Here is a 15453-nt window from a genome sequence, read left to right on the forward strand (position 1 = left end):
CCTCCTTAAAAGAAGTGGTGCAACTGCCCGTGCTGGCCATCGCCCCAGCCCCCGCCGGCTTAAGCGCAGGGGCCATGTACATAAACAGCGCCGGCAAAACCCTGCAGTTTTACAACGGCAGCGCCTGGGCCAGCCTAAGCTGCAACGCGGCACCTGAGGCACAAAGCCCGGCCATTAGCGGCTCTGCCATGGTGGGCAGTACCCTAACGGCAAGCTACACCTACTACGATGCCGATGCCGACCCCCAGGGCGCCACCACCTACCAGTGGTACCGTGCCAACGATGCTGCCGGTACCGGCGAAACCACCATTAGCGGCGCTACGGCAGCCACCTACCTGATTGTAGCTGCCGACCTGGACAAATACCTAACTGTAGCCATTACCCCCGTGGCTACCAGCGGGATATTAACCGGGTTGCCCGTGAAACCCGCTTATATTGGCGTTATGCCCAACGTGACAGCCATTGCTACCGGAACCGGAACCTTTAGCGGCAAAACCTGTTTCGACATTGCCCTGGGTAACGATGGAGTAAACGGCTGTGGACCTGTTAGCTCCCGGACGGCGAATAAATCGGACTTTAGCCTCGCTGCCGCCAACACGCAAAGCTACACCTTTACACCAAGCGGCACGGTAAGCAACGTACGCTTTTATTACGCCAACACCAATGGCGCGCCCGTTACGGCCATTAGTGGCAATAACACCGGCAATAACATTAGCGCTGCGGTAACGGCAACTGTTACGTACGACAATACTTTAAATACCCTGGCTGCCGGATTAACCAGAATTAATGCCCTAACGGCTAAAGTGTACGTTGTTTATAACGATGCTGCGACTAACACAGGTGTCGATAAAATTTTCGCTTTATCCACCGCGGTGAAAGACTGTGCGTGTTGCGGTGCTTTGGTGTCTGACACCGTATATAAAGAATTTATGTGCCACAACCTGGGCGCCGACCAAAGTTTAGATCCAGATGTACTCGTGCAAGGCATCGCTGGCGGTTATTACCAATGGGGACGGTCCGAGATGGTGGCTGACGCATATACCGGCGCAGATGATATCGTTGGATGGAACACTGTATTTCAAGCTTCACCTGGCTGGGACGCCGTTGACAAGCCCGCCAATGACCCTTGCCCTGCTGGTTTCCGCATACCTACGCGGGCTCTCTGGCTAAGCCTTGCCGGGTCTTATAACACTATTACTACTACTGGCACCTGGTTCGAGTCGTCCACAAACTTCTCCTCTGGGGTACACGTGGCTGCCGATATCATACAGATGACTTTGCCCGCTGCTGGGCACCGTCGATATCAGGAGGGTGCGCTTGAATGGCGAGGATATCGCGGTTATTATTGGTCATCTGCTGGTGATGCAGAAACTTGGACAGCAATCTATTATGTCACGGAATCATCATGCTCAGTAGTGGACGCTTGGGACGAACTAAACGGATTTAGCGTGCGGTGCGTCGCTGAATAATAAAATTCAGTTTGCTTCGTCACGTTACTGTGTGATACTGGGTGCTGCGATCGGTTTAACAGTATTGGTTGAACACGCCTTCTACCCCAGGGGTAGCCGCGTGCTACCCTATGCTGTGCCAAAACAGGGCGTAAAATAAAAAACAGCCCTAAGGGCATGTGTTACAGTGTGTTTGGCGTATTTTTGGCAAAATGCAATTTTTAAAAACAGGTAAAAATGAATAAAAAGCAAACAAAAAACCGGCTGCAAGCCACGCCCCACGGCGTGCACAGCCCATGCGACCCCTGGTGGAATGATGAATGATGAATTTTGAATGATGAATGAAAAATTACCCGGCTTGCGTTGGTTCGGAGCATCGAACGGGTGCGGCGATTTCCGAATCGCCGGCAAGTCCATCTGATCCGATGACTGGAGTTCATCGGATCAGAAAAACCGAGTTGTTTAACCCTTTGGAGGTATAAAACCGCCCAAAGGGATTCGGCAAAATGGGTGCCGTGCTAAATACCGTGTTACCGGCCTGTAAGGCCTTGATAACTTAGCACGGGGCAACGCCCCGGGGAACGGAATACCAGACGCCGCGGCGCGCGGTAGGTTTAGATTGAAACAATACATTCGTTCGCGCCGCAATCCGGTGAATCAGTACAGCGGTTCACCCGTTCCGCTTTAGACAACGGCATAATGGTATAGTTCTTTTTAATGATGAAAAACAAATGGAGCGGCTCAAGTCAGGGCTTGACTTGGAGTCAAACCCTGACTAATTACCTCCGAACTGACTGGCATACCCGCTGCTTTCATCATTCCGAATTTATTTCGGAATCCGACATTCAGGAGTTTAACAATCGGGGGCTAAAGCCCGGAGAATGGTGGCGCTGCCCGATCCGTCGCTTAAATGTGACGGCAAAGGATACTAAAGTTCCGCTTTTGGCGAATGGGCATGAGAGTATAGTTCTTTTAAATGATGAAAGCAAATGAAGGAGTGAAAGTCAAGGCTTCACTTGGAGTGAAACCCTGACTAAACAGCACGCGAACGGCCAGGAACGAATCAGAAATTAACTTAACATGAAATCAGGAATAAAAAACAAAAAAGGCTTTATTATTTATACATAAATTCGGCATATCTATTAAAACGAATAAAAAAATGAAAAAAAATCTGATGCTTGCCACGCTATTACTGGCATGCTTTGTTGTAAAAGCACAAACAATCGATCTGGAATTTCCATATTTTGCAGGAAAAACCTATGTATTTAAAATTTTTCAGGGCACGAAACAAATCACCCTTAGGGCTGATACCATTCCTGCAGGAGGTAAGGTGCAACTAAGTGTCCCAAAAGAATATGCGGGTTACAAAGGTATGGCTCAGTGGTATTTAACCAACAGCAAGACCGGTGGCGGACTGGATTTTGTTATCAATAACGAAAACTTTTCGGTTAGCTGTTTAGATTCGGTACCCGGTATCGAAAGCATTGTTTATAAAGGAACTGCCGAAAACATTTTTAGCCGGACGAACTATGAGCAACAAGAAAAATTGTTCGCAAAACACGATGCCATGTTAGCAGCTACACGTGCTTATGCCAATGACGATAAAATATATAAGGTATGTGCTAAAGAGTATGACCGCATTAAAGAGGCTTATGTGGTTTTTGTTAAAAATTTAGCGGCATCGCCACTCTATGCTGCCCGGTTTCGCGAAATAGTAAATCTTACAAGGGGCATTGGCCCTGTTTTAACGGTTAACGAAAACGAAAGAGCCCTTACGATTAACGATTTTATAGTGAATAAGTTAGATTATGAAATTCTTTACACCTCGAACCACTGGGGCGGTATAATTTACAATTGGATACAACTACAGGCAAGCCAGAATGACGATGCAAAATTTGTACAAGACACGAAAATTATTTTAAATAGGTTGACAAACAATGCTATTTATACCGATTTCGTATTCGAACTAACCAAAGGATTGACCAGAATGGGAAAAGACAATGTACAGCAAGAGTTGGTAGCTGAAATAAAAAACGCCGACCGTTTGTTAAATTACAATGGGGTGTTGCAAATATATCAGCAAGACTTATCGGGTAAAGCGCCTGATATTGTGATCGAAGAAACTGTTGAGCAAGGAGTAATACACACCGTAAAATTGGCTGTTGATCAATTAGAATCGGCATACAGCTGTTTGGTTTTTTACGAATCGGGTTGTGGTCCGTGCGAACAAACCATGCAGGCGTTGGAAGGTAATTATAACTATTTGAAGGATAACGGTTTTAAAATAATTGCGATTTCGGCCGATACCAACAGGCAGATATTTATAAATACCGCTACCCAGTACCCATCGCTCGATAAATATTGCGATCTCAAAGGATTTGAAGGAGTAAACTTCAAAAATTATGGTGTAAATGGTACACCTACTCTTTATATTTTGGATAGCGAAGGTATTATACAAACTAAATTAGCTACAGTACAACAGTTGTTAGATTGGGTTAAAGAACATTAGAAGCCTACTCTTACCCGCTATCCGCGATTTGCAATTGCGGATCAATTAAGTCCGCCGGCGTGGATTTATCCGGGCTGATTTTCGGTTATGCTCCGCGCCATTAATAAAATAAGTAAACCCTAAATAAAAAAAAGACGATGAAAACAAACCGGTTAGAAGCCTTTAGCGATGGTGTTATAGCCATTATAATCACCATTATGGTGCTCGAAATGAAAGTTCCGCACGGGAATGCTTTGCACGATTTATATTCGCTCTTGCCCGTGTTTTTAAGTTATGTGTTAAGCTTTATTTATGTAGGTATTTATTGGAACAATCACCATCATTTGTTACACATGGTTAAAAAGGTAACCGCACCCATACTTTGGGCAAACCTGCATTTGTTATTTTGGCTGTCGCTGTTTCCTTTTGCTACAGGCTGGATGGGTGAGAATCATTTCACCTCCATTCCAACAATGCTTTACGGTGTGGTTATGATGATGGCATCTTTAGCCTCATGGTTACTTGTTGCAGCTATTTCAGCTTCTGAAGGAGACAATTCATCATTTAAAACTATTGTTGGTAAAAATGCAAAAGGCAAAGCCTCTGTTTTTTTATACTTATTTGCTGCTATCCTGGCAATTTGGGTACCCTCGGTTGCGCTTGCTATTTATGTGATCGTCGCATTGTTTTGGTTTGTGCCCGACAAAAAAGTTGAGAGAGAATTGCATGTGAAAGTAAAATAAATATCTGTTTATCGGCCTGGAATTGCGAAGAAGAGGCGTTGGCCCATTAACCTCAATTCCTTTTTTGCCTGCAAAAGTAAAGGCTGATTATATTTCCGGAATACGATGAACGCGATAAAAAAGTTAAATCCTTGATTAAATGTAACTTGCTATGAAAATAAGATTTTTACATAATGGTATATGTGCCCTCTTGTTACTGATGGTAACAACAGCAGGTTTTGCACAAAAGAAAACCCTGTTGGTAACGCCCGACGGAAAGATAATCTCCGCACCGGGCGGGGCAACTGTTTTGTCCGGGCCCGGGATACCATCGAATTTTGCCCCAAATGTAGTCGCAATAAATATTACCGGCTGTACCACAGCCAGCGGCACCTTAACAGCAACTGCCTCCATGGCCGATGCTGAAGGCGATGCATTGGGGGTAGAAACCTACCAATGGTATTACAATGCGGCAAACACCGGAAACGGAACTCCAATAGGGGGCGCTGCCACCAATACCTACACGGTTACAACCCCGGTTAACGAGGGCACTTTTGTGCGCGTGGGCGTTACCGCGCATGCCTTGGCCGGTACGCTCGACGGTACCGAAAGGTATAGTGCTTGGCAGGAAATAACACCCGATTCTGCGCCGTATTTTACGGCATATTCTAACGCTGCCTGTAAAAATGAGGTAGGGTGGACTGCCTCCGCCAGCGGTACATATGCCGATTGCGAAGGCACCCCCATGGGAACACCCCTTTACCAATGGTACCGCTCTAACAATGCTGCCGGTGGTGGCGAAGAAGCTATTGCCGGGGCTGTCTTGGAGTCCTATAATTTTACCACGGCCGATCTGGGTAAATACATTCGCGTTGGCATTACGCCTGTAGCAACAGCTGGTACACTATTAGGCGCCGAAGTTAAGGCAGCCACTTTTATGGGCCCTATTGCCGCCGGCAACGGGGGCCTGGTGGTGCAGCACCGCACCACCGACGGGGTGTCTCCGGTTGACATCGACATTACCTACGGGACTACCGTTATTACATACCTTGGTACAAAACATTGCTGGATAACCCAAAACCTTGGAGCCAGTAGACAAGCTACATCGCTCTATGACAACTCTGATGAAGCTGCTGGTTGGTACTGGCTACGAACCAACCCTTCCGGCATAGCCTGGAACTCAGTAACTAACAGCCGAACTCCGGACGTGACCTGGACAGTACCACCAGAGTCTGATGCGGATTGGGACTCCAGCTCAGACCCTTGCACAATCCTTTTAGGCTCCGGCTGGCATATTCCGGAAATTACTAATGAATGGTTGTCATTCGGTTGGGAATATGAAGGCAACGGCCCGGAAACAGTTACCGAGAAGCTATTTAGACTCAAACTCGTATATGCTTATACCCTGTATGACGGTCAACGCACAACTCAATCGGATATGAATAATATGGAATTCGGTGGCTTTACCGTGAAAGAAACCACCCACTGGGGCAACGGACAGATAACCTCAGACGCCGCTTCATTCTATGAATGGGAGGGTGAGATGTATCAAGAAGCTATCTGGACCCGCTGGGGTGATGCTTACAATGTACGCTGTGTAATGGATCTGTGAGATTTTATCTGGAAATTTGCCCGTTATTTAGGTCTTTGTTGACCCGTGAAGATAATGCCGAAAAGAAGTGAATCTGGAAAACCGTCACTAATGACACGGCTGCCCCATACCGGGACAAAACCGGAAGTAAAATAAAAACTAGCCGTAACAGTATGTTTTTTCATTGTATTGAGCTTGTTTTTTGATTAAATACAAATATTAAAAACAGGTAGAAATGAGTAAAAAACAAACAGAAAACCGGCTGCAAACCGAATGAAATGATGAATTTTGAATGATGAATTACATGGCTTGCGTAGCTTAGGTTAAATATTAGATGTTTAAACCTTTTGGGGTATAAAAGCGCCCATCAAGGTTTCGACAAACCTGATATCGACCTTACACACTGTGTTTCCGGCCTGAAAGGCCTTGGTAATTCATCCCAGGGCAAGGCCCCGGGGAACGGAACACCCACCAACCGCCGTACGCGTAAGGGTTTGATTGAAACTATACATTAGTTCGCGTCGCTATTCGGTTAATCTGTATATTGATGCAATGACTGGAGTTCATCTGATCTGTGAGTCAATAAGGGCTAAGCCCGGAGAGTAGCATCGTCAACTTGATCCGTACCTTCAAATATGAAGGTATATGAGTATTAACGGAATTATATAAAGAAAATATGAAAAATACTTATTTAGATGGTAAAACAATTGTAAACAAACTGAGTCTGTTCTGGTTCCTTTGCATCGTGCTGCAAGCCTTTCCGGCTACTGCCCAAACCAATTATTTTAGGGTATTGGATGGGGTTAGCCATCTTCCGGTGTTCGAAAGTACTGCCGACATATCAGCACCTGCCGCCGGCATGTTTATCTATAGCACAGCCGATGCCAAGCCGATGCTGTATAGTGGGAGCGAGTGGTCGGGCTTGTGCACGATCACAGAAATGGTTACCGGTGCCAGTTCCTTTCAGGTTCTTGACGGGATACCTTACCTGCCTTCGCCGGACGTTATTACAGTAAGCCCCGCTGCAGGAAGTATGTATTACGGTAAGGCCGATAGCACTGTTAATATATACAGTGGCACAGCATGGGGAAACATGCTGCGTATGGACACGTTGAGTTACACCGTAAACAGCGGTTTTGCCTCGCAAAAAGAAGTGATGCAGTTACCTGTGCTGGTTGCCGACCCGGCACCTGCCGGCTTAAGCGCCGGGGCTGTTTATATAAGCAGCAGTGCTCAGTCGCTAAGGTTTTACGACGGCACTAACTGGCAATCGGCTGATTGTGGCTTTAAAACCAGCTGGAGTATGGCCGTTGGCAGCTTTGCCCTTCCGGTTTATCCTGGAGGTGTATATCAATGTTCAATCGACTGGGGAGATGGTACAAAATCGGAAATTACCAGCCCAATTGATGTTGACCTGGTACATACATACGCGTTGGCAGGGCAATACGATGTGTGTATTACCGGCAAGTTTTCCGGTATTCATATCAATAATGATCCGGCGGTTAAAAGTAAACTTTTAGCCGTTAAAAGCTGGGGTGATGTTGATATGCGTTATTACGATGCGGCTTTTTCGGGCTGCGATAATCTGGCATCCTTGCCTGCCACTTCCATACCAGCTAAACTAGCCACCAGTTTCAAACAGTGTTTTTATCAGTGTTCGTCGCTGGCATCACTGCCTGCCGGTATATTCGGTCTGGCCACTGCCGCTACCAGTTTCGAGTCGTGTTTCGAAGGGTGTACCAGTCTAAGCACCATCAGCGGAGCGATGTTTTCGTCGCAGGCCGGGCAGTTGGACGCCAGTTTTTTACGTACTTTTTACGGTTGTACTGCTCTTATCAGCTTGCCCTCCGGAGTTTTCGATGCCGCAAAAGGCTCAGGCACCTACGAATTGTGCTTCTCTAATTGCACAGCTCTTACCGGGCTTCAGGCTGATTTGTTTAGTAACGCAAAAACTGCCACCAGTTTCAAACAGTGTTTTTATCAGTGTTTGTCGCTGGCATCACTGCCTGCCGGTATATTCGATCAGGCCTGGGCTGCAAGCAGTTTCGAGTCGTGTTTCGAAGGGTGTACCAGTCTAAACACCATCAACGGAGCGATGTTTTCGTCGCAGGCAGGGCAGCTTGATGCCAGTTTTTTACGGACTTTTTACGGTTGTACTGCTCTTACCGGCTTACCTTCCGGAGTTTTCGATGCCGCAAAAGGCTCAGGCACCTACGAATCGTGCTTCTCTAATTGCACAGCACTTACCGGGCTTCAGGCTGACTTGTTTAGTAACGCAAAAACTGCCACCAGTTTCAAACAATGTTTTTATAAGTGTTCGTCGCTGGCATCACTGCCTGCCGGTATATTCGATCAGGCCTGGGCCGCAAGCAGTTTCGAGTCGTGTTTCGAAGGGTGTACTGCCTTGAGCGCCATCAGCGGAGCGATGTTTTCGTCGCAGGCAGGGCAGCTGGACGCGAGTTTTTTACGGACTTTTTACGGTTGTACTGCTCTTATCAGCTTACCCTCCGGAGTTTTCGATGCCGCAAAAGGCTCAGGCACCTACGAATCGTGCTTCTCTAATTGCACAGCTCTTAACGGCCTTCAGGCTGATTTGTTTAGTAACGCAAAAACTGCCACCAGTTTCAAACAATGTTTTTATCACTGTTCTTCGCTGGCATCACTGCCTGCCGGTATATTCAATCAGGCCTGGGCTGCAACCAGTTTCGAGTCGTGTTTCGAAGGGTGTACTACCTTAAGCGCCATCAGCGGAGCGATGTTTTCGTCGCAGGCAGGGCAAGTTGACGCGAGTTTTTTACGGACTTTTTACGGTTGTACTGCTCTTCCCAGCTTACCTTCCGGAGTTTTCGATGCCGCAAAAGGCTCAGGCACCTACGAATCGTGCTTCTCTAATTGCACAGCACTTACCGGGCTTCAGGCTGACTTGTTTAGTAACGCAAAAACTGCCACCAGTTTCAAACAATGTTTTTATAAGTGTTCGTCGCTGGCATCACTGCCTGCCGGTATATTCGATCAGGCCTGGGCCGCAACCAGTTTCGAGTCGTGTTTCGAAGGGTGTACTACCTTAATCGCCATCAGCGGAGCGCTGTTTTCGTCGCAGGCCGGGCAGCTGGACGCGAGTTTTTTACGGACTTTTTACGGTTGTACTGCTCTTACCAGCTTACCCTCCGGAGTTTTCAATGCCGCAAAAGGATCAGGCACCTACGAATCGTGCTTCTCTAATTGCTCAGCTCTTACCGGGCTTCAGGCCGATTTGTTTAGTAACGCAAAAACTGCCACCAGTTTCTATCGGTGTTTTTATAATTGTTCGGCGCTGGCATCCTTGCCTGCCGGTATATTCGATCTGGCCTGGGCTGCAACCAGTTTCGAGTCATGTTTCGAGAGCTGTAGTTCTTTGAACAACATCGGCGGGGCATTATTCTCATCTACGTCAGGTCAGGCATATGCTAGTTTACGGAGCTGTTTTCGCGATTGTGGCAATCTGATTTCTTTGCCTTACGGAATTTTCGAATCCTCTAAAGAAATAAATACATACGAGTCCTGCTTTGCAGGGTGCCGAAGACTTGTGACTCTACCGAATAGACTATTTTGGAATGCCTGGAGGACAAAGAGCTTTGCGAACTGCTTTGAAAGTTGTAGTGGTCTAATAGTCGTACCCTCAGACCTCTTTGCGAATGCGTGGGAGGCAACGTCGTTTTCTGCTTGCTTCTCCAATTGTGATAGGTTGAGCACTGTTGGTGAGGGATTATTTAATTATTGCTATGCCGCGAAAGATTTTAGCTATACGTTTCGTAATTGCAGGAGCTTGCATTTCTTTTCTAGTTTCACCGATTATATATTGATCAACATTGATCAGAATACTGCTATGAACAATATAACTGGCTTCTTTTTCGGGTGTAGCGCGCTCTCCGGAATGGTTCAAACCGGTTATTACTCATTGTTAAACCTGATACCACATACCTTGTGTTTCGATGGGTGCTCTATGATCTGGAATCGTAACACTCTGCCTGCCGGCTGGTATTATAATTAGCCGGGCCTCGCTCCTTGCGGCACGCTTTGGGCATGCTACATTTGTTGGTACAATGGTTACGCCCGAAATTCTTATATTTAAATTATGGCAAAACATTATGAAACAGATTTTAAGTTGATGATCGTGAATCTACTTAAATCGGGACAAATCGCACGGCAAGTATCTGAATATTACGGATTAAACGCCAGTATGATTCGCAGGTGGCTTAGAGAAAATTTAAGCGCCAAAGAATCTTTTACAGGGAAAGGTAATATTTCACTAAGTCCGGAACAAAAAGAGATAGCCCAGTTAAGGGCAGAACTAAAAGAAACTAAATTAGAACGTGATATATTAAAAAAGGCGGTAAGCATCTTCTCCAAGAGCGACAATTAATATATGATTTTATGGATAAGCATAAAAAAACATATTCTGTTGGGAAGATGTGTAAGTATTTAAAAGTAAGCCGGAATTCTTATTACCACTGGAAGTCTGTTAAACTTGCTAAAAAGAAATACTCAAGAAGAACTGTTTTGGTAAATGAGATTAAAAGGATTTTTAAAGACAGTAGACAAACTTATGGAAGTCCTCGTATTCAGGCTGAATTGGAGAAGCTTGGATATAAGATATCCAGAGCTTATGTTGCCAGACTAATGAAGGCAGAAAACATTCGATTCAAGCCTAAAAAACGATTTGTTAATACAACTTACTCTAAGCATGATTATAAGATCGAAAAAAACACTCTAGATCGACAATTTAAAGTTGAACAGCTAGGTAAAGTATGGGTGTCTGACATTACTTATATAAGAGTTAATGACAAGTGGATTTACCTAACAACAATGATTGATTTAGCGGACAGACAAGTTGTTGGATGGTTATTAAGTGAGGATATGACATATGAAAACACGGTTCTTAAGGCATGGAATATTGCATGTAAGCGACGACAAATAATAGATGGATTCTTACTTCATTTCGATAGAGGTGTTCAATATGCCTGTAATAAAATAAGGGATATGTTTATGGATAATAAGAAGAAGAAAATGAATAGGAGTATGAGCAGAAAGGGGAACTGTTGGGATAATGCCGTAGCTGAAAGCTTTTTTAAAACCATTAAGTCGGAAATGATATACCGAAATGAGTTTAAATCGTTTACTCATGCATATAACCAAGTATACGATTATATTGAAAATTGGTACAATATTAAAAGAATACACTCTAGTTATAGGATATAAAACACCTTTAGAAAAAGAAATTGAATTAAGAGCATATTATAAATTGGCAGTCTAATCTTTTTTTTACCAAATTTTGTTGCAATTCCAATCATGGATTTATATGACCGTAAAATTATTGGCTGGTCGCTTTCTGAAAACATGACAACAACCGATACTGTCGCAAAAGCTTGGATGATGGCTGTGATTAATAGGCAGATAGAAAGGAATGATTTTTTCATTCAGACAGAGGAGTACAGTACTCTTCAATTGAATTTCGAGAATTGATTGAGCCATATGATATTGCTCAAAGTATGAGTAAAAAAGGAAACTGTTGGGATAATGCAGTTGCGGAGAATTTCTTCAAAATTATTAAGTCAGAATTAGTTATGCACAAACAATTTTACTCTTTCTTTCAAGCGAAAATCGCTATCGTTGAATTTATTGAAATTTGGTATAATAGAAAAAGAAGACACTCATACTTAGGCTATCTAAGTCCTGCAGATTTTGGAATTAAATATTATAAAAACAAGGCTTAACTTTTTGTCCAGTTTTTTGTAGGAAATCCACTTTGTCGTATTCAACTTAAAAGGTTACGAAGGTTGAAGTATGAATGTATAATAAAGAACAGACAACCATGTATGTACAGGTTTTGCAATGGAATGTGTTTTTTATGTACCAGATATAAACTATGCTTTATTTACCCAATAATTTAACTAATAAGCCAGATAAAGATTTGTTACTTTATCTGGCTTACCAGATTTAAAACTGAGTATTTGATTTATTGTTGTCTGTTACTTATTTTTTAGCAATCTAACTTTCATACGAGCCAAAGTAGTGTAGTGTACTCCCAGGTAATTGGCAATCATTCTATCTGATATAGTATTAAAAATGTCGGCATACTCTTCTTTAAAAATCTGGTAACGTTTTTCTATATTTGCTTCTTTAAGCATTTTAAGTTGACAGTAGGTAGAGTTTATATCATTGGTTAGCAAACCGAAATAAAAATCTGAAAGTTTTTTGTCTTGGAATGTACAAGAACATAGGTGATCTCGTTTAATAGAATATATAGTAACAGGTGTCAAGCATTTGGCATATAATTCCCCACACTTTACGCTTCCGATTTCAATGGCCGGCCGTAACACTTCTCCTTTTCTTTTAAAATTAATAATCGTATTATGTCTTTGATCTTTAGACCAATACAAAAAGATTGTACCTTTTGTAATTATTGAGAAATAATCTGGGCTCAAGTTCAGTTTAGGAATACGGGCATTTTTTTTAAATTCAAGTAGGCTTATATGAGGGGTAAAGTCAAATCTACTCGCACTTTCAATATCGTATCCTGTGGCTTCTTTAATAATTTTTGTAAATGTATCCATGCTTGTTGTAAAGGTAATAAATTCTCCCTATTGGATTGCAATCTATTAAAAAAACATTCTATGTTAGAACTTCTAAGGAGAATAATGTGCATTCACAAATTATGCAAAAAAAATATATAATGCTAGCATTTTGAAACTTATTCGGGTTGGTTTATTCATGTTTCAATTTATCGGATTTAGTGGCTTTATAATCTACTGGTCACTAGCAATTATCACTGTAAAAACACTATTTATTAGCGTTTGCTAACACAATTGCTATTTAAATGTTAGCATTCACTAATGGCCTGAATGAAACTTATGGCGTAAAAACAATAAAGAATTAAAGCATTTGTAATTGCTTACGATTGTTTAATCTTTATTAATAACTCCTTAAATCTACTCCGACTATGAAACAAGTTTACTTCAAATTAATTCTTCTTACTGCAGTAGTGATATTTTTTGGATTGCTGCATGGGCTTTCTTCCAATAGGGAACAGACTGGATTATCTATTCTGCAGGTAACAAACTATGATCTTATTGAGGGGCAGCATTTATCCGATATTCTTGTGAATGCTAACAATAATTTTCAATTGGAGAAAGAGGTTGTAGCCAAAGGAAAACTATTTTTAAAACTTTATATTCCGGAAGAGTATCGGGTGAGTGGAGGGATTAGTATAAAAGGGAGACTTAAAATAGAGAATGTTTTTCAAACAGATTCTGCAGGTATACTTAAATCGATTACTGCGCATTGGCATGGTTTTAACGATAAATCCTTGTCTTTAAATCAAGCATATTATAGGTGTGTTGGTAATGAGGATTACATATATGTATTAATTTCCAATGATAGTGATGTAACAACTCAATTAAAGGAAATTACCTGGTTAACTGAAGAACAACTTAGTGGAATGATTTTATCACAGTTTACTGAAGAGTTTCTGCTGCTGGCAATTGTTTCTTTTCTAATAATCGTATTTGCAATTATAAGTTTGGTTCATCGGCGTAAAAAGCATTTGTATTATTTTTTAGGTTTGGTATCCATCTTAGCTTATTCCTTTTATTTATTTGATATAGAAACTAATGAAAGAGTAAAAGACTTGTTGATTCGTTCTTTTGGATTGAGTATGCTTTTTAACTATGTTTTTATTATCGAAAATATATCAGATTACTTAAATGAACAACAAAGAAAAATTGCAGCTGTTGGTCTTAATAGTTTAGTTGTAATTTCTGCTCTTTCCATTTTGTCTGTAGTATTTAATTTCTGGTATTTCTTTTCAATGGAATTATTTGTTTGGGCTGTAATGCTGATTGCAGGCAGTATTTTTTTCTTATCCGTAAACAGCAGAGTAAAGTCTGTTGATAAATTGTTGATTTTTAAAATTATGGTATTCAATATTACAATGTTAATAATGATATCTCAATATTTTAATGCCATTAGCCATGATTATTTAAGAATTTTCCTTTGTGGAATAATCATGAAAGAAATCATCTTGAGTGCGTATTATATCAAGCGAATTTCAATTTTGAAAACCGCAGATAAACGTAAGCTCGATTTTATTAAAAAGCTAAAAGGGGACTACAATGAGGAGATGTATACCAAAAATTTTCTAAAAACGGAATTGCAGAATACCGAGGAAAAGATTGTTCAAAATACAATGATGATAGAGGATAAGGAAAGACTTATAATTGATCTGGAGAAAATGTTGAAATCGAACCTGGATGCATTTAGTATGGCAAAGGTAAGGCCAATAATAAATAAAATACAAGAAGTCGAGAAGCATATAGGGATTAAGCAATTTGATTTCCACTTTCAACGGGTAAATCAGGAACTGTTCGACAAATTACAGCACAATTTTCCTCAATTAACAGCTAATGATTTAAAGTTGTGTGCTTTTATTCGAATGAACCTAAATTCAAAAGAAATAGCTGCCATAACAGGAAAGTCGCCTAGTAGTGTTGATGTTTCGCGTTTTCGCCTGCGCAAGAAATTATCAGTTGAATCAAATTCAGATTTGCTGGTATTGTTGTCTGCTTCATTAAATGAGAATATTGCATCATAAAATAAATTGGATTATGAGATTATAATATTCGTCACGTAGCGGATTTTAATCTTAAATATTGCAAAAAGGCCCTGAAAATGAAAACTTCTTGTTGAACTTAAACTATTTGGCTTATGAAAATTTTATACTGCGATTCGGATAAGTATCTGTTGGATATTATAGCTCCTGTTTTTAGAAAAGCAGGGCACGAAATTATTGTTGCCGAAAACTGTATTATAGCAATCGACCAATTAAGGGATGAACAGTTTGATGTTTTTATTACGGGAATGCTAATGCCTTTTCATAGTGGTTTGGAAATGATTGAAATAATTAGAGATAATTTGAAATTGGCATTGCCTATAGTGGTGGTTACCAAAGTGAGAGATTCTAAAATCAGAGAAACAGCATTTACATTAGGCGCTGATTCGTATTTGTTTAAGCCTCTTAATCCACAGCTATTGTACGAAGTAGTAGAGGGATTAATATGTAAAGGAGCAGGGCGAAGCAGAACAGCCATTTAACTCATTCAAAAAAAGTATATTTTTCTTAAAGTATCAGCATGCATATTGATGTTGTAGTCACAATCTTATTATTTA

At 41.7% G+C, this 15453-nt stretch carries 10 protein-coding genes and 1 pseudogene; 10 read left to right on the forward strand and 1 reads right to left on the reverse strand.

Annotated elements, in window-relative coordinates; genetic code table 11:
* From QUH73_RS18550 to QUH73_RS18585, 8 genes and pseudogenes are all read left to right on the forward strand, one after another.
* Positions 1 to 1469: FISUMP domain-containing protein (locus tag QUH73_RS18550; RefSeq protein WP_289531933.1), on the forward strand; the 1469-nt coding region annotated here is incomplete at its 5' end.
* A 1138-nt stretch (positions 1470 to 2607) separates the two neighbouring features.
* Positions 2608 to 3957, forward strand: a complete 1350-nt coding sequence (locus QUH73_RS18555) for a peroxiredoxin family protein (RefSeq protein ID WP_289531934.1) — start codon at positions 2608 to 2610, stop codon at positions 3955 to 3957.
* A 137-nt stretch (positions 3958 to 4094) separates the two neighbouring features.
* Positions 4095 to 4679: a TMEM175 family protein gene (locus QUH73_RS18560; protein ID WP_289531935.1), complete on the forward strand. Its 585-nt coding sequence runs from the start codon at positions 4095 to 4097 to the stop codon at positions 4677 to 4679.
* A gap of 151 nt (positions 4680 to 4830) precedes the next feature.
* Complete coding sequence (locus QUH73_RS18565; RefSeq protein WP_289531936.1) at positions 4831 to 6270, forward strand: hypothetical protein; 1440 nt, start codon at positions 4831 to 4833, stop codon at positions 6268 to 6270.
* Between the two features lie 655 nt (positions 6271 to 6925).
* Positions 6926 to 10279 (forward strand): leucine-rich repeat protein, encoded by a 3354-nt coding sequence (locus QUH73_RS18570; protein WP_289531937.1) that lies wholly within the window; start codon positions 6926 to 6928, stop codon positions 10277 to 10279.
* An 84-nt stretch (positions 10280 to 10363) separates the two neighbouring features.
* A pseudogene (locus QUH73_RS18575) lies at positions 10364 to 11542 on the forward strand (IS3 family transposase).
* Between the two features lie 35 nt (positions 11543 to 11577).
* Entirely contained in the window at positions 11578 to 11751 is a 174-nt protein-coding gene (locus QUH73_RS18580) for a hypothetical protein (protein ID WP_289531938.1), read from the forward strand.
* A complete protein-coding gene (locus tag QUH73_RS18585; protein ID WP_289531939.1) occupies positions 11748 to 12002 on the forward strand; it encodes an IS3 family transposase in 255 nt (84 codons plus the stop codon). The genes QUH73_RS18580 and QUH73_RS18585 overlap by 4 nt, the downstream gene beginning before the upstream one ends.
* Before the next feature lie 255 nt (positions 12003 to 12257).
* On the opposite strand, the gene QUH73_RS18590 is transcribed toward QUH73_RS18585, so the two are convergent.
* Complete coding sequence (locus tag QUH73_RS18590) at positions 12258 to 12842, reverse strand: hypothetical protein (RefSeq protein WP_289531940.1); 585 nt, start codon at positions 12840 to 12842, stop codon at positions 12258 to 12260.
* Between the two features lie 386 nt (positions 12843 to 13228).
* Between QUH73_RS18590 and QUH73_RS18595 the strand changes: the two genes are divergently transcribed.
* The gene (locus QUH73_RS18595) at positions 13229 to 14878 is read left to right on the forward strand and encodes a helix-turn-helix transcriptional regulator (protein WP_289531941.1); all 1650 of its coding nucleotides are present in this window, start codon (positions 13229 to 13231) and stop codon (positions 14876 to 14878) included.
* A 113-nt stretch (positions 14879 to 14991) separates the two neighbouring features.
* A complete protein-coding gene (locus QUH73_RS18600) occupies positions 14992 to 15378 on the forward strand; it encodes a response regulator (protein WP_289531942.1) in 387 nt (128 codons plus the stop codon).
* Positions 15379 to 15453: the final 75 nt, after the last annotated feature.

The organism is Labilibaculum sp. K2S, assembly GCF_030372765.1.
GTDB lineage: Bacteria > Bacteroidota > Bacteroidia > Bacteroidales > Marinifilaceae > Labilibaculum.